Here is a 22547-nt window from a genome sequence, read left to right on the forward strand (position 1 = left end):
CCTCCAAAGATTCAAAATTTTTATTTTTCTTTATTATATGACTTTTTACCCTTTTTACTCGATTTATTTTTCTTTTCAGTTAAGTGATTACCAGAAACAGATTCTGGAATGGCAGTAATTTCTTCTTCACGTCCCTTTAATTCAATGGCATTTGTCTTATACAAACCAGTAGTAGATTTGCGGTGTTTACTTATCAGTGCAGTTGATTTATTTTTTAACTGCTGTCTAATATTTTCCATTTGTTTAAAATTAGTTAAGTAGTCAAACTCATTTGGGTCAACCGGTTTAAAACCGCTGGGGGTGTAAAATCGTAACAAATTATGATTATTTAATAAGTCTGAATATTTTAATGATTTTTTACCTTCCTTTGCTAACTCGTTTATTTCATATTTTTCTTGTTCAGTAAAATTGATAATTTGTTTGCCGCTTTTACGGTCATAGACTACTCCTTTAAGGCCCTTACCACCAATAATGACGTACTTTTGACTGACAATAGTGCCGTTTCTAAAAACAACCCATGGACGATATTTGTGAGCTAACAGATCGTGGCCAAATTGAATATAATTACGGTTAGAAATGCCTAAAAGATGAAGTATAGTTGGCAAAACATCTATTTCACCAGCGACTTCGTGTTTAATTTTTCCTTTGAGATTGGGTGCGTGGATCATGAAAGGCACGCGCTGCATTTGTACGTTATTGAAGGCATTCCAGGTATCAGAGCTCTCACCAACAATCGGCGCTAAAGTTTCATTCTCCGAATTAGTTAAACCGTAATGATCACCGTAGATCACTACCATAGTATTTTTTATCAAACAGGATTTCTTTAAGTAATCGAAAAACTCGCGAATGGATTGATCCAGATAATGGGCTGTTTCAAAATAGTTGTTAATTGACTTGTCTGAAGTATCGCTGGTTTTAAAAGTTGGATCCAAATCTTCTTCATCCATATCAAACGGTGTGTGATTAGTTACGGTAATGAATTTAGTGTAAAAAGGTTGCTGCATTCTTTCTAAATATTTAATACTTTCAGCAAACAATATTTTGTCTTTAATGCCGTAGCCGATATGGTCGTTTTTATCATGACTGAAATAATTTTGATCAAAGAAATAATTATAACCAAGATTTTTATAAACATCATCGCGGTTCCAAAAAGTACCTACATTACCATGAAAAACCGCTGACGTATAGTTACCATGTTGACGTAAAATCTGTGGTGCAGTTTGAACTGCCCATCGCTGTAAATAAAGAGCCATCAGAAATACCATATGTACCAGTTTCCAGCATGTTCTCCGCATCGCTGGTGCGACCAATACCGACTTGATGGTAAAAATTTGCAAAACTTAAAGTGTGTTTGTCGTGATAAATTGAATTAAGGTAAGGTGTGACTTCTTTTCCGTTAATTTTCAGATCAATCAGAAATTGTTGAAAGCTCTCAAGATGGATAATAATAACATTTTTACCCTTTTCTTTACCGAAGTACTCTGGGTTTGCAGGCAATTTATTTCTTTGGATATAAGTCAAAATTTTGTTTAAATCAGCAGTATTGGCATTTCTGTTTACCTGTTCCGTTTGTTCATTCTTAATACCATCGTAGACAGTGTAAGTATTAATACCGAGGTACTTGACAATGTATGAACGATCAAAAGTTGTCCCTAATAACCTTGGTCTGGATGATTCGGCCAGAAAAATATTTAGAACTAAAACTAAAGCACCGACAGAAGTAACAGCAAAGGGAGTAAGAAGCCCAAAAGATTTTTGATCAATTTTTATTTTGTGAGTGATTAGTAATGCAACTACAACGATAAGATCGAGCCACAATAATAGATCGGAAGGCTGAAGTAGTGCTACAGCACTTTTTCCCAAACCAGGAGCGACTTTTCCAGCATTAGTTATGGTCTTGACGGTAATAAAATCAGAGAATTGACGGTAATAAAGAATATTTGCAAATAGCAATCCTGAATTTGCAAAATCCAGCAGCAGCATGGCACAATAAGAAACAAGCGGCTTAGAAAAATAAAGTCCAATGCTGATTAGTAAAATAGCACTGCCAACCGGACTAAGCCACATTATAAAATGTTGATAGGGGTCGGAAATACCCAAGTTGAAATCATGATAGGCAGCAAAAATGTATTTTAGTGTAAATAAAACAACCAGAAGGCAAAAAAAGCCTATACGAGTCTGAATGAAATTAGTCAGATTTTTTTTATTCAAAATGAACTCTCCCTTATCAGACTATTTTAAAAGTTTCTGGACTTTTAGACAATCTTTTCCGATTAGTTAGACCTTTTTTAATAATTAAACTGGAAATTTGAGTATAATTTAAATGAACTCTATTATAGGAACTGAACAAGTATGATATTTTTAGGACCAATATATAACCAGCTGTCACAACTTTATGCGACCAAAATAAATCATTTTGCTTTGATTAAGCTAATCATGTTGGCACTTGATAAAACTCTTTTTTACTTTTTATTTTTTATGGTAATGCGCTTAATCTGGCTGATGACTATTAGAAGCAGACGTACTGTAAAGTCAGAAGCAGCAGTATGGCTATTTGCTTTTTACTTGATTTTAGTTTTAATGTTGACAACTTTTCGCAATACGTATTTTCCTTGGAACTTAACTTTAAACCTTCACAGGCCTCTTAATGAAATTAATTTTGTTTTTCTTCGGGAAACATGGAAGATGTATCACGCTCAAAGCAGGCTTGATTTTTTTTATAATTCTTTAGGTAACGTTCTTTGTTTTGTACCCTTTGGCTTTTTGTCACCATTTGTTTTTCCAAAAAAACAAACGTTCTGGCGGGTTTTATTAGCCGGAATTATTTTTTCAGTTTTTATTGAAGGGATGCAATTTTTGCTTGAAACAGGAGTAACCGATATTGATGATGTCTTCTTTAATAGTTGCGGCACAGCAGTTGGCTACTTTGGTTACATGCTCATTATTTTAATTAGGAGAAAGTCTCGTAAAACTGTCTAAAAGGTCTGGCATTTGTAAAATAAGATTGCTAAAATGTTCTTGTGAAACAAGTATTTAATTCAGTAAGGAGAGCGTAAATATGAGTTTAATTAAATTTGATAGCACCAAATTAACCCCATTTGTTCATGAAAATGAGCTAAGTGAAATGCAGGCTATTGTTGATGCATCTGCTAAAGAACTTAAAAATGGCACAGGTGCAGGAAATGATTTTCTAGGTTGGCTTGATCTACCCGTTAATTATGATCAGGATGAGTTTGCCAGAATTAAAAAAGCAGCTAAAAAGATTCAAAGTGATTCTGAAGTTTTAGTATGTATTGGAATAGGTGGCTCGTATTTAGGTGCTCAAGCTGCCGTGGAATTTTTGAATAGTGCATTTTACGGTAAAGGCAAAGAAAAATATCCTACCATTGTTTTTTGTGGTAATTCTTTGTCCGGCTCATATTTACATGACTTAATCGAGTGGGTCGGCGATAAGGACTTTAGCGTAAATATTATTTCTAAGTCTGGTACAACTACTGAGCCAGCTGTTGCTTTCCGCATTTTTAAAGATAAATTAATTAAAAAATATGGTGCTGAAGAAGCTAAGACTAGAATTTTTGCTACAACCGATAAGGCTAAGGGAGCATTGAAGACTGAGGCAGACGCTGAAGGTTACGAAAAATTTGTTGTGCCAGATGATATTGGTGGTCGTTACAGCGTTTTGTCGGCTGTGGGACTATTGCCAATAGCTGTTTCTGGAGCTGATATTGATCAGTTGATGAAAGGTGCTGCTGATGCCAGAGCTGATTACACCGATACAGACTTGAGTAAAGCAAACCCTTATCAATATGCTGCATTGCGTAATATTTTGTATCGCAAGGGCTACACTACTGAAATAGTTGAAAATTATGAACCAACTTTAAGAATGTTTAGTGAATGGTGTAAACAATTAATGGGTGAGTCTGAAGGTAAGGATAATAAAGGTATTTGGCCAGCAAGTGCCAATTTCACTACCGATCTTCATTCATTAGGACAATATATTCAAGAAGGCAGAAGAAACCTCTTTGAAACTGTTATTAGAGTTGAAAGCCCCACAAATGATGTCGAAATTCCTTCTGATGATCGCAATTTAGATCAGCTCAATTTCCTATCCGGTAAGAGTTTAAACTTTGTTAATGAACGTGCTTATGAAGGCGTAGTTCTGGCTCACACAGATGGTGGTGTACCGGTAATGACAGTTAATATACCAGATCAAACTGAACATACTTTAGGCTACTTAATTTACTTCTTTGAGTTGGCCATTGCTGTTTCTGGTTATGTCAATGGCATTAATCCATTCAACCAACCAGGTGTTGAAGAATATAAGCGTAATATGTTTGGTTTACTTAACAAGCCTGGTTATGAAGAATTACATGATGACCTAGCAAATAGATTTAAACAGGAAAACTAATTATTATTTATTGAAACTTCTTTTAAATAAGATTAACATAAATATATAAAGATCATCCTGTACATCATATATAATGATATTTAATCATAATGGAAAGGGTAAAAGTTTATGACTTTTAACCCTTTTTTATTAAGGAGAAATATATGGGAAAAAAAAGAGAGACACCCAAACGGGTTTTGGCGATTATTAGTTGTGCTTTAATGGCTTTTGTTTCAATACTAACTGAAACTAGCTTAAATGTTACTTTTCCAACGCTAATGAAGCAATTTCATATAGGTTTGGGGTTAGTCCAATGGACTACAACTGGGTACTTACTGACAATTTCTGTAATTATGGTTGCGAGTTCATATTTGAATGACCGTTTTTCCGCGAGACAATTATTTTTAACTGCTGCAATTGCTTTTATTGCCGGATCGGTTGTAGCAGGTTTTGCGACTAATTTTTGGGTTTTACTCGCAGGTCGCTTAATTTCGTCAATCGGTGCTGGTCTTTCAATTCCATTGATGTTTAACATGGTTGTTGAACTAATGCCGCAAGAAAAATGGGGCTTTTACATGGGGCTAACAGGCTTAGTTATTATACTTGCACCATCTTTGGGACCTACCTTTGGTGGCACTGTGGTTTACTATTTTGGCTGGCCTCTAATTTTTGAAATTGTAGCTGTAATTGCAGTAATCATCATGATCTTGGGATTATTTGTTGTAGAACAATACCATGAGAAAAAGCATCCCAGTTTTGATTGGTTAAGCTATATCGTTATTGCCAGTGCAATGATTATTTTTAACTTAGGCTTTAATCGCATTAGTAATGGGTTAACAGATATTGGCTTTTGGCTTAGCATGGTAGTAGTGGCGATTTTAGTATACGTATTTATTAAACTTTCACGTTCAAGTAAGAAGAAATTAATAAACCTGAGTATTTTCAAAAATAAACCCTTTATTTTTGCTATGATTTCCTATCTGTTATTACAGTTTATCAATATTGGCACCAGTTTTGCCGTTCCTAACTACGTGCAGATTGTTAATCATGCCAGTTCTCTTGTTGGCGGTTTAGTTTTACTTCCGGGATGTATTATTAGTGGTATCTTAAATCCCTGGTTTGGACGTATTTATGATAAAAAGGGTGCACCGTTACCTTTATTAACTGGAACAATATTTTGTTTAACAGCATGTCTGCTTTTTGCGGCTTTCAGCTTAAAAATTAGTACAGTGATGGTCGGAATCTTTTACGGTATTATGATTATTGGTCGCCAAATGGCTTTTAATAATACAATGGCTGAAGCGTCAAAACTGCAGCCTGAAGAGTTGCATACAGATGCTACCGCAGTCTTTCAAACTGGCCAACAATATGCCGGGTCAATGGGGACGACAGTAATGGCAGCCATTATTTCTTCTTGGCAAAAAAGACCGGGCAATTATGCTGCACTCACTGCGCAGGGTAGTCAAGAAGCGTTTCTATTTCTAACATTTGTCAGTGTCATAATTTTACTAAGTTATCTGAATCTATTTAGACTTGAGAAAAAATAAGATAAATTATTTTGTAACTTCATTTGCAATAAAATGGAGTTATTTTTTTAATATTATTAGCATTAAAAAAAGTTAACATTTTTGTGTACATTTTTAAATAAAATGATAAAATACTTAATAATTAATTTTAAGGGGTGAAAAAGCAATGAGGCGAATTAGCAATCAGCATATTTTGATTTTGTCACAAATTGTTTTGTTGATGAAGTATACTTAAGAACTATTTAATTAAAGGAGTATAAATATGGCTGATACAACCAATACCAATAAATTAACAGTGAAAACTTTTCTTAATAAGATTTTAGCTGGAACTGCAACCGGAATTATTGTGGGACTTATTCCAAATGCAGTTGTCAGCGCAATTTTAAAGTTATTTGGACAAAATCCTGTGACTGCAACTATTAATCAAGCACTTTTGATCTTTCAATGTGCTACGCCACTATTGATTGGTGCGCTAATTGCGATTCAATTTAAAATGGAGCCACTCGACGTTGCTATTGTAGGAGCTGCCGCATATGTTGGTTCCGGAGTAACCAAGTTTGTGCCACAAATTGTTAATCCTGCAACTAAAGCTCAAGGTGTTTTTGTATCTGCAGGAACAGGTGATCTGATTAATACGATGATTACAGCAGGTGTGGCTGTGGGACTTTTGCTATTAGTTGGACAACATTTCGGCTCCGTCAAAATCATTGGCGCACCGATTTTTGTGGGTGGTGGAGCTGGCCTAATTGGTATTTTGATTTTGCCCTATGTCAGTAAAATTACAACTTGGCTTGGCACTGTAATTAACTCTTTTACCAATTTACAACCAATATTAATGTGTATTTTAATTTCCTGTATGTTTGCAGTCCTAATCATTTCTCCAATATCAACTGTTGCTATTGGTATGGCTATTCAGTTAAATGGTATTTCCGCGGGAGCAGCTGCGATGGGAGTGGCGGCCACCACTTTGGTATTAGTAGTTCATTCTTGGCGCACTAATAAATCTGGAGTTACTATGGCCATAGCACTAGGAGCAATGAAAATGATGATGCCTAATCTTTTTAGATATCCAATTATTGTTTTGCCAAACTTAATTACTGCAGCTCTTTCTGCTATTCCAGTGGCTTTATTCCATGTTAGTGGCACACCAGCTTCTGCTGGTTTCGGTCTTGTTGGCTTAGTTGGGCCTCTTGCCTCATTAGACGCTGGTAAAGCAAGCATTAATATTGTAATGGCGCTAATTGTCTGGATAGTTTTTCCGGTTGTAGTAGCAATGATTTGCCGCTTTCTTTTTGAAAAAGTATTTCATCTTTATGATGAAAAAGTTGCCTTTGCCTATTTAGGCGAATAATTATTTCTGTCATTAAAAATACAATACCTTACTTACATCAATTTATTTTAAACATGAAAAAAACTCGTGAAAAACAAAGTTATTTTATTCACGAGTTTTTATTTTCTGATTATTTTTCTAACCTAAATTTTTTCCAAGCAGTTTCGATTTGCTTATAGTTTAAAGCTGCTGTTTTAGGGAAAAGGACTTTAGCATCTTTGAGGTCCGTTTTAGAACCAACGCCAACTGATAAAGCACCAGACTTATTAATAGCTGTTATGCCAGCAACTGAGTCCTCAATACCAACACAGTCTTGTGGCTTGAGATTTATTGCCGCGGCCGCAGTAATAAAGATATCAGGGGCGGGTTTACCGGCAGCAACTTTGCTAGGATCGGCAATAGCATCGAATACATCTGTTAACTGTAATTTTTCTAAAATGAATGGACCATTTAGACTCGCTGAAGCCAAGGAAAGCTTGACTTTATTTTTCTTAAAGTTAGAAATTAATTCGTTAATTCCAGGCAGAATATTTGCAGGAGTTAGATTGGCCAGCAAATTGCGAAAAATATTATTCTTCTCATTAGTCATTTCATTAAACTGTTTTTTTGAAACGAAGATATCTAAAAAGTTTAGAATTGCTTTTAAAGAATCGGTACGATTAACACCTTTAGTTTGTTTTTCCAGTTCATCTGGCAATTCAAGATTGAAATGATTTTTAATTAATTTGCGCCATGCTTGGAAATGATAGACGGATGTATCTGCAATGACACCATCTAAATCAAAGAGAACGCCTTTCATTTAAAAACTTCCTTTCACTTGCTACTGGAGTAGTGTCAAGTATTTTATTAATTTGGGTAAAGTCTTCATCGGAGATATTAATAAATGGCAACAAACCGTTTAACTTTACTAGAGAATTTTCCCCAAATTTTTTGATGTTATCTGAATCTTGCAAGAAATCAAAGACAGGATTAATTGGTTTTAATTGTTTAACCAGTTTTGAATCATTCATAAGTTGTTTGGCTGGCATATTGGTATTGTAATACTCGATATAACTGGTTTCAGGCACATAGGAAATTGTAAAGTTACCATTAGTTAGTTCCAGTGGAAGAGATGCTGGTTGACCATTAAGGTCAACTTTATCCTTCACTCTAGGTAGTTTTACAGTTACTTTTTGGCCAAAGGGGATACTGAGGTTGACTTTGATAGTATGCTTGGCATCAGTTTCAAGTTGGTATGCCATTTTTAGGTCACCGTATGAACTATGATAGTGTCCGGAAATGTTTTTAAACCGATAATCAAATTGGGGCGCAAAAAGAACCTTTTGGTAACCATTAGTTTGCTTTCTTAATCCCAAAACTTGTTGATAAACCCATTGCATGATTGCACCGATTGAATAATGATTCAGAGAGTTCATTCCTTCGGGATTCATAGAGCCATCAGGTAAGACAGAATTCCAACGCTCCCAAATAGTAGTAGCTCCTAAATTAACTTCATAGAGCCAACTTGGAAAATCTTCGTTTAGAAAAATCTGTGTCGCTAATTTATGTTCGCCATTTTCAGATAAAACCTGACAAATAAAAGGCGTTCCAATAAAACCAGTTTGCAAATGGTTGTGATCCTTATTTAACCTTTGAACTAAATCTTTAACTACACGTTTTTTCTGTTCTTCTGGTACTAAGTCGAAATGAAGGGCTAGGGCGTATGCAGTCTGTGTGTCAATTGCCAGCCGGCCATTTTTTGTAATAAATTCGTCTTTAATGGCTGTTTTAATGGCTTGAGCTTGTTGTTCATATTTCTTAGCATCACTGTTATTACCTAAAATCTTAGCCGTTTGAGCAACAATACAACTGGAATAGGCGTAATAAATTGAAGCAATATAATCTTCGTCAGTCTTTCCACTAGGCATCGCTGGGTTTTCACCGTCTAAAGACAGCCAGTCACCGAATTGAAAGCACCCAGTCCAGAGATTCTTGGTAGTGGTAGCTTGACCAATCCAATCTACCCAAGACTTCATACTAGAGTAATTTTGTCTTAAAATAGCTGGATCAGCTGTTGCTTGGTATGCTGTCCACGGGATAACTGTTGCGGCATCTCCCCAAATTGCTGCGCCACCATCGTTAACTCCCATTGCCGGAGCGTACATTGTTAGCATGCCATTGTGTGCAGCCTGTTCAATTTTCATATCTTTAGCATATTTTTTGAAAAAGGCGTAAGCATTCATATTTAAAATGGCAGTACTGGCAAAAATGTCGGCATCACCGGACCAGCCTAAACGCTCGTCTCTTTGCGGACAGTCTGTTGGAACATCAAAGAAGTTGCTTTTTTGACTCCACAAAACATTCTGGAGCAGGCGATTAACTTTGGCATTGATTGTATTAATACCACCAGTTATTTCAAGATCGGAATAAATTACCGCTGCCCTAAAATCATCTTTTCTTAAGGGCTGAGAATTACCGGAAACTTTGACGTAGCGATATCCATAGTAAGTAAAATGTGGTCTAATCCATTCTTTTTCGCCATTTGAAACATAATGAAAGGCAGCACGAGCTTCTCGAAGATTATCCCGGTAAAAGTTACCATCTTGCAGAATTTCTCCCACTTGTAAATCAATTTCGCTGCCAGAAGGGTCCGCATTTTTAAATTCTGGCCAACCGGCCTGGTTTTGACCGAAATCAAGAACTGTTTCACCTTTAGGAGTGTGAATAATTTCTTTGACAGGTAAATATTCTTTTATTTTTAGTGGGAGACTTAAACGGTCATGTAATATTTCTTTAGAATGGTGTAATACGATTGCTGGTTGCCAATCAGTTATTTTCTTGCTAGCGTCAAAGTCTTCACCATAATAAATGGCTGATTTGGTAATTTTTCCAGCAGCAGTTTTCCAAGAAGAGTCTGTGTTTATCACTTCACTGCTACCATCATCATATGCGATATGCAGTTCAGCTATGGCCATTTGCTGGTCGCCATAAATGCAATCTTTACCACCATCAAAGCCAAAGTTGCCTTTGTACCAACCATTGCCCAGTGAAATCAAAAGCTCTTGCTGTGATTTTTCCTTCAACATTGCGGTTACATCATAAGTTTGAATTTGTACTAGCTTGTCATATGCAGTGACGCCGGGGGTAAGAAACTCATCACCAATTTTTTGCTGATTCAAATATGCCTCGTAAACCCCTAAACCGCTAATATAAAGACGTGCATTAACAACTTCCTTAGGTACAGTAAATTCTTTCTTTAAAAGAGTATTTTGAATGTTTTTATCTTGATTACCGATCCATTCTGCAGTGAAAGGTTCATTCATCTTACCAGTTTCAAAGAAACTTTTTGCACTTGTCTGGGTATCAGCGGTTTTTAGCCAAACAGTGACATCATATCTTGTTCGTGGTTTAAGCTCCAATTCAAAGTCAAAATAATTGTTATCATATTGTTGCCACTGACTGTCGAAAACTGATTCATTTGCATCAATTGTTATTCTTTTTTGCATATTGCTTGAATCATGATCGGCTTCAGTGCTGAATTCTATTCTCAAATGGTTGTCTAAATCATAACCAAGAGGCTCAGTATAATGATTGACTAAAATATCTTTAATTTTTAACATTGCTCTGCCTCCTTATAAGTGAGTTTCAAAACAGTCACAGAAAGGATCAACAGGACTATGTCCACTAAATTTATCATTGCCCATCATTTTTTCCAGAAGAGCATCAATTGTGACATTATTGCCTGTATAGGCATTAATATAAGTTGAAACCATTGGAATATCGAAAAGGTGGTAGGGATTGCAGGTAGAAACAAAAACAGTAGGGATGTCCTTCATAAACCACGGAGCATCGGCTGCCATTAGATGAATCCAATCAAGTCTAGTTGTCGTTTGATTACTTGCCGTTTCAATGTTAGCAACATAAAATGCCAGGTCGAACTGATCCTTTTCATATTGCACTCCACCTTCGAAAACCTCTTTAAAATTAAGATTTTTTCGATCAAAAACTGTAACTTTAAATCCTTTCTCTGTCAGTTTATTTTTAAATTTTGCGGTTACTTTACCGCCTTCTTTAAAGCCACCATCGTCTGTATCGCCTAAAACAACTAAACGAACACGAGGATATTTTTCTGGTGTAATCGGTAGCAGTTTGTCGCGATCTTTAACTAAAGTAACAGATTCTTGTGCTACTTTGACGGCCAGTTTTTCATGTTCAGCTAATTTTAAGTTAATATCTTGAGATGCAGGTTCGCAAAGGTTATTTTCCGTATCCATTACGCCTTGTGCAACTTTAGTTGCAATTATTCTGGTAACAGCTTCGTCTACTCTTGCCATAGAAATCTTGCCACTTTTGACAGCATCAGTCACAAATTGATAGTCTTCATCGATATCCTTGTTAAATAAGATCATGTCGACACCCGCATTAATGGTTGCAGGTAAGGCTTCTGAACGTGGCAAAATTGCATTGTATCCGATCATTGGTGTGGCATCAGTTATTGTGAGTCCATTAAAATGCAAAACAGAGCGTAAAAGGCCATCAATTAGCAATTTGGAAGTCGATGCAGGACGTAAATCCTTATCTTCAATACCTGGTTGTAAACGGCGTTCCCAAGCTGGCTGCATAATATGAGCAATCATGACAGCTGGCAGACCATTTTGAATTAAGTGATGATAAATTTGTCCGTAAGATTCCATCCATTTGTCAGCAGGCAAGGAGTTAATTGAGCTCAAAAGGTGTTGGTCGCGTTCATCAACGCCATCCCCAGGAAAGTGTTTAGCTACAGGAATAACATGATTAGCATTAAGGCCTTTGATTTGTGAGTCTGACATCCTGATAACACGTTCTTCGCTGCTACCGAATGTGCGCACATTCATGATCGGGTTGCGAAAATTTTGGTCTAAATCAACAATAGGTGCAAAAGACATGTTGCCACCAACCTGTTTAGCTTCATAGCCGGACACATCACCCAAATTATAGGCATTCTGTTCGTCGTCCGTAGCGGCAACCTGCAAAGGTCTGCCAAACCATGTACCTTCAGTTAATAAACCATTCCCGCCAGCTTCTAAGTTAGCAGCAATGAACAAAGGTGTTTGACTTGCTTTTTGAGATACTGTTATTTCACGTTGCAATTTTTGGGCTTTATCGGGACGGTACATAATACCACCTGGTTGATATTTTTTAACAAACTCTGTTAAGTCAGTGTTATCTTCATCCTCACCAATTACAAAGAAAAGCTGTCCTATTTTGGCAGAAAGTGGCATATTCTTCACTTTATGTTTAACAAAATCAATTTCTTTATTCGATAAGTTATAAGGTTTTTTAGTTAGATCTGTCATTATTTTCCTCCCAAATTTTGAAATGTCTTGCTTTGTTCTTCATTTTAACTTAATGTAAAAAAGTAAACTATTGTTAAATTACATAATAAAACTGTTTATTTCACAGAAACTTTTACATAAATTAAAAGGTATCAAAATGTATGAAAAATTAATTCAAATGTTACGTCAGAATAATGGCTTTCGAGATTGGAATACGATGTTGCAAGATTTTAAAGACGGTGATTTCAAGTTGAAAGTTGCCGGTCATATTAATAGTGAACCTGTTTATGAATTCTTCAATACTTTTTCAGATAACTTAGTACTAAACAGTAGTTCAATTACAATATCAGTTCAACCCGTAGAATCATATATTCCATTTCATATACATGATTATGTAGAAATTAACGTTCCTTTAGTAGGTAACTGTGTCGTAGTAACTGAACATGAACGCATTAAAGTTATGCAGGATAATATGATTTTTGTGGGCATTAAAACACCTCACAAAGTGGAACCAATTGGCAAAAATGGTGTAGTTTTAAATATTGAATTGCGTACATCTGCTTTTTCTTTAAATGAACTTGATTTTTTGCAATCAAAAAGAAAGGGTATTTCAATTTCCAGTTTACTTTTTTCTTTATTATCAGATGAAGATCATGGTGAAGGACGATACAGTTTATTCGAGATTGACCATGACCCTAAAATTACTGCTATCATTTACGATATCATTGATGAATATTATGGCGCACGAATTCAATCAGATCAGATTATCAAATTGGAAATGCTGACTATGTTTTCCTTGCTAATTCGGAAAACTTATTATCGAGAAGCTTCGGTCACTGACTCAAAAAAGAAAAACAATAATTTGCTTTCTTTGTTACTCTATATTGAGAAAAATTATTCTGATATTACATTAGAACATATGGCTCAACATTTTGGCTTCAATCCTAATTACTTATCAGATTATTTAAAAAATGAAACTGGTTTATCATTTATTAAGTTAGTCCAGCTACAAAGAGTAAATGTAGCTGCGAAATACTTGACTTACACTAAGGTTTCGATTGAAAAGATTTCTACGAGAGTAGGATATGAAAATGCTTCCTATTTTTATAAGATTTTCAAACATTACTTTGGCATTTCTCCAGCAAAATACCGTTCTAATACTAGATAACGGTATTTTTTTGGCTTCTTTTTATAATAAAATCTGTGAAATCGACATGAATTGTCTAGCTTTTGCATATTGTTCGATTACTCAAACAATCATATACTTTACTAAAATTAAAGCGCTTTAATTTTACAAAGAAAGAAGGATGATGTGGATGATAAATTGAAAAGTACAAATAGAAGAATATATTCATTCATATGAGAACTTTAGTGATGTGAAAAATATTAGTATTGGATAATCAGAATATTTTGTAAATTATTATTTAAAAAATTTAGATAAATAATTTTTTATGAAACGCTAATTATGTTAAATTCACCACTAATAAGTATATGCAATCATATAATGAAAGTGCTTATGATAATTTTTGGAAAATAAAAAGAAGGGAATACTAAAAGCTACTGTTTGAAACTATGGTAGCAAAAAAATTTTGACGATTAATTGCAACAACTAATCTCGAAGTAATAGTAAAAGACAAAATATAAAAAATGAGTGTGAGTATAACAATGTTGAAGAAAAATTTTTTATGGGGTGGCTCAACTGCAGCAAATCAAATTGAAGGTGCTTTTGATATAGATGGTAAAGGATTGAGTACGGCTGATGTTTTGACTCAAGGTTCACTGCATAAGAAGAGGATGGTTACTGATACAGTTGAAAACGGAGAAAAATATCCTAGCCATTTAGGAATTGACTTTTATCATCATTATAAAGAAGATATTAAGTTATTTGCTGAAATGGGCTTCAAGTCTTATAGGATGTCAATTGCTTGGTCACGAATTTTTCCAAAGGGTGATGAAAATAAGCCAAATGAAGAAGGATTAAAGTTTTATCATGATGTTTTTAATGATTTGCATAAATATAACATAGAACCCATAGTGACGTTATCTCACTATGAAATGCCATTAAATTTAGTTAAAAAATACCATTCTTGGAGAAATAGGAAACTTATAAAATTTTTTGTTAATTATGCGAAGGCGGTTTTTCAAGAATATAAAAATGACGTTCATTATTGGTTAACATTTAATGAAATAAATGCTATTTCTGGAAATCCTTGGAATCCTGCAGGAATAGTAATAAAAACTGATGAAAATCGTGATCAAGTGATCTATCAAGCTTTACATTACCAATTAGTAGCCAGTGCTCGAGCTGTAATCGAGTGCCATAAAATTAACCCTAAAAATTCAGTAGGAAATATGATCCTTTTTCCGATTATTTATCCTAAAACATGTGATCCATTGGATATCAAAGCTTCGTTTGACATGGAAGATTCTGTTTTGGAAGCGGGGGATATACAGGTATTCGGAAAATATCCCCAAAGAGTTATAAATAAATTCAATGAAGAGAATTTAAAGTTAGATATTACTGAAAACGATTTAGAAACTTTAAAAAAAGGCACTGTAGATTTTGTCAGCTTTAGTTATTATTCTTCTTTAGTAACTGAAGACTCTAAAAAAGCATCAGATAAATCTTCAGGAAATGTTGTTTTTGGAATTAAAAATCCATATTTAAAAGCCACAAAATGGGGCTGGGAAATTGACCCCTTAGGTTTAAGAATGTCCCTAAGATTTCTTTACATGAGGTATCAAAAACCGTTAATCGTTGTTGAAAATGGTTTAGGTACGGAAGATAACTTTCAAAACGGTGAAATTAATGACGATTACCGTATAAATTATTTGAAGGCTCATATTCAAGCATTGAAAGATGCTGTTAATAAAGATGGTGTCGATGTTTTTGGCTATGAAGTGTGGAGTGCAATTGATTTAGTTAGTGCCGGAACAGGAGAAATGAGAAAAAGATATGGATTAATTTATGTTAATTTGGACGATGAAGGAGAAGGGGATTTAAGAAGAATACCTAAGAAGTCTTTTTATTGGTATAAAAAGGTGATTGCTACTAATGGAGAAAACTTGGAGGAGAAAAATGAATAATGAAATATCCATTAAGTTGGGTAAACTAAGTGATAAAGTAAGTAAAAATAAAGTAATACAAGGACTATCAAACGGTGTAATGGGAACTTTTCCATTGATAGTGGTTGGTGCTTTTGCAAGTCTTTTTGACGGACTACGCATTCCAGCTTGGCAAAGTTTTATTCAAAGTACAGGTGTTGCAGCATCATTATCTATGATAACTAATGCAACAACCAATTTTTTAGGAGTATTAGTTGCCTTTACTTGTGCTTCCAGTTTTGCCGATGAGTATGATGTGAAGTATAAACATATTGGATTGTTATCTATAATGTTTTATTTGATTTTGCTACCAACATATTTAATGAAAAAAGGGACAGTTGCTTATCTTACTTATGACTACCTAGGACCGGCAGGAATGATAACTGCTATAATTGGCTCATGGATTGTAGTGAAATTATATAAGTTTGTTGTTAATGATCACAACTGGACAATTAAAATGCCAAAAGGAACGCCGCCATATGTCTCAAATTCTTTTAGCGCTTTAATTCCTGGCTTTGTAATTGCATTTGTAGCTTTTATTCTCAGAATGATTTTTTTGGCTACACCATTTAAATCTGCATTTGATTTGATTTATTACTTATTGCAAACTCCTTTAAACGCAATTATTGGAAATAATATTTGGTCAATCGTTTTAATTAACATAGTAGTGCAATTGCTTTGGGTTTTTGGTATTCACCCGGGATTTGTGGAATCAATTTTAGGTACTATCTTATTTCAATTAGATGCTGTTAATCAAGCTGCCTATGCTGCAGGTAAATCAATTCCTAACATTATTGGTTTTACCTTTAATTATAGCCTTACAGTTGCAGTATTTTATCCTGCGTTAGCTATAGCGGTTTTAATTTTTGCTCGTTCAAAGCGTATGCGAACAGCAAGTAAAATAGCTGTTGTACCTGCACTTTTTGGCATTTCAGAGCCAATGAATTTCGGCTTTCCAATTATATTTAATCCAGTTTTAGCAGTTCCTTTTATTATTGTACCTGCTTTAAATGCTTTTATTGGATACTATGTAATCAAAATGGGATTAGTTGCACGTTATGCTGGAATTCTAGTAACTAATGTTCCTTTGGGTTTCACAGGAATAATTAACGGTAGTTTTTCTCTTGCAGTTTTGGAAATAGTATTATTTGTTTTAGATATATTTATTTGTATGCCGTTCATTAAAGCATATGACAAAACTATTTTAGCTGAAGAAGCCAAGGAAACAAATGGAAAAAATTAGAAGTAGAATTTGAAAGCTAGAACTTTAGAAGAAAAAATTAAAATATATTTTGTAAGTAAATAGTCTGAAACTATTTACTTTTTTATGCACAAAATAAAGTTGTTTATACATATTAGAAAGGCATCATATAAATAATTTACAGTTTAGGAAACCTAACTAAATTTATATATTATTGAATTTTTAATAGTCATTACTGCTAGAAAAAGAAATTCAGAATTTCATAGACTTATATTTAATTGAAGTTGATTATTACTTAATCTTCTCTCAAATCTCAAAAGAATAGCTTCAGCTAATATTAATTATGTATCATGATGAATTAAGGCTGACTTTATTCTAGTCGTATAGTTATTATTACAAAATTTAAACTAATAAATTCACTCAAATTAATTTTTGCTTTATAAGCGTTTAATGACTTGATTTTCTAAGGATAAAATACACTATCTTTTATAAATTTTCTGCGATATGCGCTGGGGGTGAGGTGGAGTACAGTTTGAAAACTTCTTTCAAAGCTGTTGACTGAACTGTAGCCAACTTGTTCGCTGATGCTGTTTATACTGTCATCCGTATATTTCAGTAAATTGCAGCTTTTTTGTATGCGGTAGTAGTTGCGTAAATAGTTAAAAGAATGTCCTGTCTTTTTAGAAATCAACTTTCCCAAATACGCTTTATCATAATTATATTGCCGAGCCAAATCTTTTAACTTAACAGTATCACAGTTAACTTTAATAGTATTAATGATTTTGGCAAATCTATTGGTCAGATTATTATCGTAAGTTTTAAAATTATTTGACTCGCTTAAACCGCGTAGAGCATAGGATAATAAAATAGAAATATAGTCACAACAAATCGCGTTTGATTGTGGTAAGGAAGAATAAGATTCAATGAATATATTTTTGATTATTCCTAAAATTTTCTCTGTGATTTGAACGTTAAATGTTAAATAGTTTTCGGTAGAACTATAGAGACATTTGTTAAAAAAATCAGCCAGTATGTTATCAGCTTTTATTAAGTTAAAAAAAGAATTATCAAAAGTACTTTTCTTCATCACAATACAGATAACGATACTACTCTCAATGACTTCTATTTTATGAGAAGTACCAGGTGAAATTATTACTAGGTCACCTTTGTGTAGGGTAGAGACTGAATTATCGGTAAAAAACTTAGTTTCTCCGTCTAATACTAAGTCTATTTCAAAATAGTCGTGTTTATGATAATGAACTAATTCATTTTGAAACTGCAGTAAAATTTTGGCATCTTTTTCTTCAAACATGAAATAAGACTCTGACATGTTTTTATATAGCTGTTGGGGTTTTTGGATAATGGCTGTTACGTCAACATGTAAATTTTGCAAACATTGATAGAGTGAAAAAATATCATGAGTCTTGTTTAAAGAATTTGGAGTTTTAGGCAATTCATACGAATAATTACTTTTTTGATATAAATGCAAAATTGCATCCAGTAAAGAAATTTTTTGATGTCTTTTAAAAAAACAAAATGACAAGTACTTTTGAATTGCCTTGTAAGACATATAAATTCGACGATTCATTTTTTCTCCTAACACTAATTTTGTTAAATTTAGCACTAAAAAGTATATCTGGTTAGTCTATGAAAGCGCTTATAATTACATTGGAAAGTAAAAATGGAGGCAAATATGAACGAATCTATTTCTTTAAATTATAACTGGAAATTTCACTTTGGTGAAATCCAAAAGCCAAAATTATTAGCAAAAAAATCTTATGCTTTTGGTGGGTTAACCGCTCCGCTTGAAAATGAAACTGGCAATATTCTACCAGTTGGTCCGGGAGGTAGTCACTTCTTAAACTTGATATCTAATGGTGAACCCGATAAAGGTTTACAGAATTTAGCTGGTACAGATTTTATTAAGTCTTTAGATAAAACGTGGCAGGAAATTAACATACCTGATGATTGGAAAAGACGTGAGCCATATCGAAATGATCCAAATACGTTGATGACAGGCTCTAAGCTTGACGGAATAGCCTATTACCGCAAAAAATTTAAACTTTCAACAACTTCACCGGAAGATAAGGAATATCTGTTACATTTTGATGGCATTATGGGATCAAGTGACATTTGGTTTAATGGCTGTTATTTGGGACACAATGACAGTGGCTATGTAGGGATAGACTATGACATTTCCCCAATAATTAGGTTCGCTGATGATGGTGAGAATGTAATATTAGTGCGTACTGATACTACTACTGGTTCTGAAGGATGGTGGTATGAAGGAGCCGGGATTTATAAAAATGTTTGGATTGAAATCAGAGATTTAATCCATTTCGAAAGCGATGAGTTTTACTTCAGAACAGTTGAAACAAATGAACAAAATGCCAAAATATTGGTCAGCTTTGCTGTCAAAAATGATTTGAATCACCCTGTTTCTGTCACGCCAAAACTCACAATTAATCAAACGAATCAAGTTGATTTTGCGGCTGTGACGATACAGTCTCAGTCGGTTAGACGGTTTAATAAATCATTTGAGATAAAAGAACCAAAATTATGGTCGCCTGAGCATCCTAATTTATACCAAGCAAGATTGGAAATTGAAAATGACTCGTTAGAACAAACTTTTGGTATTAAAACAGTCAGCTATGATGTTAATGGTTTTCATTTAAATGGCAAGCTTTATCTGTTGAAGGGTGTATGTGAGCATCAGGATTTTGGTGGAGTTGGCGTTGCTTTGAACCAAGATATTATTGATTTTAAAGTCAAAAGGCTAAAGGAAATGGGCGTTAATGCACTTAGAAGTTCACACCACTTTGCTTCCGAAGAATTGTTAAATGCCTGTGATCGCTTAGGAATAATTTTAATTGATGAAAACCGTCTTTTAGAGGCTACACCTTGGCGATTAAGAAATTTGACTAAAATGGTAAAGAAAAGTCGGTCCCATGTGTGTATCGCATTTTGGTCAATTGCCAATGAAGAGATTATCGGCAATACAGAATATGGTTGTCGTTCAGTAAAAAAGATTACAGAAATTATCCGTAATTTATCTCCTGATGCATTATTAATTTCTGCTGAATTGTTAAATCCTGAAGGTAAAGTAAATGACGATTATATCAAGTACTTTGATATTCTGGGAGTCAATTATCCTGAAGCAGGTGTAATGGGCGAAGGAGCAGAATTCATTCATAAAAGTCATCCGACCCTACCAATGATGTGCACAGAAAATGCATCATATTTTTCAACACGTGGTATTTACAAAGATGACGCTGAAAACTGTCATACTAATAATTTTGGCTCTTTATTTTCAATGGTTTTACCGGGGAAAAGGAAGCCGGGAGATCCGGGAGTAGGAGGGACTGCACGCCCTGAAACTGTGATGTCTTACCTACATGAACATAAATATATGGGTGGTGTTTTTTTATGGACTGCTTTTGATTATTATGGTGAACCATCACCATTTGGCTGGCCTGGTATTAGTTCTCAGTTTGGGATTATGGATTTAGGTGGCTTGCCTAAGGACTATTTCTACTATTATCAGGCTCAGTGGCAAGATCAGCCGGTACTTCATCTCATGCCTTCTTGGAATAGAACTAATTTAACAATTGAAAATGGTCAAACCGAAGTCAGAATTTTTTCAAACTTGGATGAGGTGGAATTATTTGTCAATCATAAAAGTTTAGGCAAAAAAGCAGTTAAAAACTATGAATGTAATTGGCAGGTTAAATATGAACCAGGAGAACTTTTAGCTAAAGGATACGTGAAAGATAAAGTTGTGCTAGAAGATAAAAAGGAAACTAGTGGCAAAATTAGTAAAGTAAATACTGCTATTTTATACCAGGGCAAAAACTGTACTTTATTTGAGTTAAAGGCAATTGATGGACAAAATAACTTTGTGCCTGATGATAATAGTTCGTTGCAAATTAAAGCAAATAATGGTCAGATTATCGGATTGACTAATGGCGATCCTTCTGATATCAGCAAATATTCTTTAAGTAAAATTAAGCTATTTTCTGGTAAAGCAGTAGTAATCGTAAAACATGAAAATAACATCTTGACGAATCTTAACATAAAAATTGTTTAGAATTAAAAATAAAATGAGGATTAATAACATGTTAAATTTTAAGATAAATTCAGATTCTAAGAAAGCTTTCCCACACTATTGGGAAATGTGTGTTGGCAGTAGTCATGCTTATACTGCTTTGAGAGCAGATTATCAAGAGCAATTAACAAAAGTACACCAGGATATGGGTATCAAATTTGTCCGTTTTCATGGTATGTTCGATGATGAAATGAGTGTTTGCATTGAAAACTTTGGTTTTGATGGCAAATCACAAGGTGTTACCTATAATTTTGTTAATATCGATAAAATATATGATTTTTTACTAAAAATAGGAATGAAACCTTTTGTAGAATTAAGCTTTATGCCAACTTGTTTAGCTTCACAAAAAAATCAAATCTTTCCTTATGGTGGTAATAATTCCATGCCTAAATCCGATAAGGCATGGGAAGAACTAATTTCTAAATTCATAGAACATATTCTTGACCGCTATGGTAAAGATGAAGTAGAGTCCTGGTATTTTGAAGTTTGGAATGAGCCAAATTTATCACGCTTTTTCTCAGGTACAAAAGAAGATTACTTCCACTTATATGAAATCACTGTAAAAACAGCTAAGAAAATTGATGATAAATTACGTTTTGGCGGTCCAGCTACATCTTACAATTCTTGGATACCCGATATGATTGCTTTTTGTCAGAAAAAGCATTTGCCTCTAGATTTTATTTCAACACATCATTATCCAACGGATGATCCATTGTGGGAAAGCGGCATGGATATTGACGAATTTTTTAAAAAGACAAATGGAGTCCCACAAGATTACCCTCGAGGAATACTCAAAGTTATGACTTCGAAGACAAGAGAAGAAGCTCAAAACTATCCACTATTTTATACAGAATGGAGCGTTTCGGCGATGGTTGGTGATTCCGCTCATGATACTCCTTATGGAGCAGCAATGGTAGCTAAGACTTTAGCAGATAATGATGGACTAGTTGAAGGGTATGATTATTGGGCATTCTCAGACATTTTTGAAGAAGAATCCCAAAAGCCTGTTGTCTTTCATGGTGGTTTTGGTATGCAAACAGTTGATGGTATAGAGAAACCTGTTTATAGATTATTTGAAATATTCCACAATTTTGGTAATCAAAGAATAAAAGTTGAAGATAATAATAATGCTACTGCAGAAATTTTAGCTGTTCAAAAAGGTAATGATTTGCAAATTGTGGCATATAACCATAACGTACCAAAAGAGCCGATAAAAACAGAACAATTAGAAATTAATTTAGATAAAACAATTAGTGGTAACTGTGAAATTAACAGAATTGATGAAAATCATGCTAATCCAAAGAAATTGTGGCAAGAGATGGGTGAACCAACATATGTTAACAAGGATCAAGTTAAGGAATTGCGTGTTGCTTCACAACTAAAAGCGGAAAGTTTAAAAATACAAGATGGCAAAATTAACTTGGAACTAATGCCACAATCGTGCGCTTTGATTACAGTTTCTAATTATTTTGAATAACAAATAAAAAGACTTTAAAATTAAGATTGATGTGAACCCCAAAATTAGGACACTTTATATTAGCTGCTAACTGAGGACTAACTGCCGATATTCAAGCGGAGTTAGTCCTTTTAGTTTGATCT

Annotated in this window: 13 protein-coding genes and 1 pseudogene; 9 read left to right on the forward strand and 5 right to left on the reverse strand. The window is 34.2% G+C overall.

The annotated features are described in order from the left end of the window. Window positions 1-20 precede the first annotated feature (20 nt). Window positions 21-2211, reverse strand: a pseudogene (locus Q0K80_RS04545) (LTA synthase family protein). Between the two features lie 141 nt (window positions 2212-2352). Between Q0K80_RS04545 and Q0K80_RS04550 the strand changes: the two are divergent. The 4 genes from Q0K80_RS04550 (at window position 2353) to Q0K80_RS04565 (ending at window position 7264) form a co-directional block, all read left to right on the forward strand. Continuing rightward, window positions 2353-2979 (forward strand): VanZ family protein, encoded by a 627-nt coding sequence (locus Q0K80_RS04550; protein WP_294603678.1) that lies wholly within the window; start codon window positions 2353-2355, stop codon window positions 2977-2979. Window positions 2980-3058: 79 nt separating this feature from the next. Further along, window positions 3059-4408, forward strand: a complete 1350-nt coding sequence (locus tag Q0K80_RS04555) for a glucose-6-phosphate isomerase (RefSeq protein ID WP_294603680.1) — start codon at window positions 3059-3061, stop codon at window positions 4406-4408. Window positions 4409-4551: 143 nt separating this feature from the next. Then, the gene (locus tag Q0K80_RS04560; protein ID WP_294603686.1) at window positions 4552-5934 is read left to right on the forward strand and encodes an MFS transporter; all 1383 of its coding nucleotides are present in this window, start codon (window positions 4552-4554) and stop codon (window positions 5932-5934) included. Window positions 5935-6175: 241 nt separating this feature from the next. Then, window positions 6176-7264, forward strand: coding sequence for a PTS sugar transporter subunit IIC (locus Q0K80_RS04565; protein ID WP_294603688.1), 1089 nt, complete (start codon window positions 6176-6178; stop codon window positions 7262-7264). A 109-nt stretch (window positions 7265-7373) separates the two neighbouring features. Here Q0K80_RS04565 and pgmB read toward each other — a convergent pair whose 3' ends face one another. Genes pgmB through Q0K80_RS04580 form a run of 3 tightly spaced genes read right to left on the reverse strand, consistent with a single transcriptional unit; the run spans window position 7374 to window position 12558 of the window. Beyond that, a complete protein-coding gene (pgmB, locus tag Q0K80_RS04570; RefSeq protein ID WP_294603690.1) occupies window positions 7374-8042 on the reverse strand; it encodes a beta-phosphoglucomutase in 669 nt (222 codons plus the stop codon). Next, window positions 8023-10842 carry an alpha-L-rhamnosidase gene (locus Q0K80_RS04575; protein WP_294603692.1) on the reverse strand — a complete coding sequence of 940 codons (2820 nt, stop codon included), beginning with the start codon at window positions 10840-10842 and terminating at the stop codon, window positions 8023-8025. Before Q0K80_RS04575 ends, pgmB begins: the two co-directional genes overlap by 20 nt. Before the next feature lie 12 nt (window positions 10843-10854). Continuing rightward, entirely contained in the window at window positions 10855-12558 is a 1704-nt protein-coding gene (locus Q0K80_RS04580; protein WP_294603694.1) for a glycoside hydrolase family 3 N-terminal domain-containing protein, read from the reverse strand. A 136-nt stretch (window positions 12559-12694) separates the two neighbouring features. On the opposite strand from Q0K80_RS04580, the gene Q0K80_RS04585 reads away from it, so the two are divergent. The 3 genes from Q0K80_RS04585 (at window position 12695) to Q0K80_RS04595 (ending at window position 16885) form a co-directional block, all read left to right on the forward strand. Beyond that, window positions 12695-13705, forward strand: coding sequence for an AraC family transcriptional regulator (locus Q0K80_RS04585; protein ID WP_294603696.1), 1011 nt, complete (start codon window positions 12695-12697; stop codon window positions 13703-13705). Window positions 13706-14202: 497 nt separating this feature from the next. Continuing rightward, complete coding sequence (locus tag Q0K80_RS04590) at window positions 14203-15624, forward strand: family 1 glycosylhydrolase (protein WP_294603698.1); 1422 nt, start codon at window positions 14203-14205, stop codon at window positions 15622-15624. Then, the gene (locus Q0K80_RS04595) at window positions 15617-16885 is read left to right on the forward strand and encodes a PTS transporter subunit EIIC (protein ID WP_294603700.1); all 1269 of its coding nucleotides are present in this window, start codon (window positions 15617-15619) and stop codon (window positions 16883-16885) included. Before Q0K80_RS04590 ends, Q0K80_RS04595 begins: the two co-directional genes overlap by 8 nt. 421 nt (window positions 16886-17306) lie before the next feature. On the opposite strand, the gene Q0K80_RS04600 is transcribed toward Q0K80_RS04595, so the two are convergent. Then, window positions 17307-18431, reverse strand: coding sequence for an AraC family transcriptional regulator (locus Q0K80_RS04600; protein ID WP_294603702.1), 1125 nt, complete (start codon window positions 18429-18431; stop codon window positions 17307-17309). A 105-nt stretch (window positions 18432-18536) separates the two neighbouring features. On the opposite strand from Q0K80_RS04600, the gene Q0K80_RS04605 reads away from it, so the two are divergent. Together Q0K80_RS04605 and Q0K80_RS04610 are read left to right on the forward strand one after the other, a co-directional pair. Then, window positions 18537-20930: a DUF4982 domain-containing protein gene (locus Q0K80_RS04605; RefSeq protein WP_294603704.1), complete on the forward strand. Its 2394-nt coding sequence runs from the start codon at window positions 18537-18539 to the stop codon at window positions 20928-20930. Window positions 20931-20958: 28 nt separating this feature from the next. Continuing rightward, window positions 20959-22425: a hypothetical protein gene (locus Q0K80_RS04610; protein ID WP_294603705.1), complete on the forward strand. Its 1467-nt coding sequence runs from the start codon at window positions 20959-20961 to the stop codon at window positions 22423-22425. Window positions 22426-22547 lie beyond the last annotated feature (122 nt).

The sequence above is a fragment of the uncultured Lactobacillus sp. genome (assembly GCF_945290125.1).
Taxonomy (GTDB): Bacteria; Bacillota; Bacilli; order Lactobacillales; family Lactobacillaceae; genus Lactobacillus; species Lactobacillus rizhaonensis.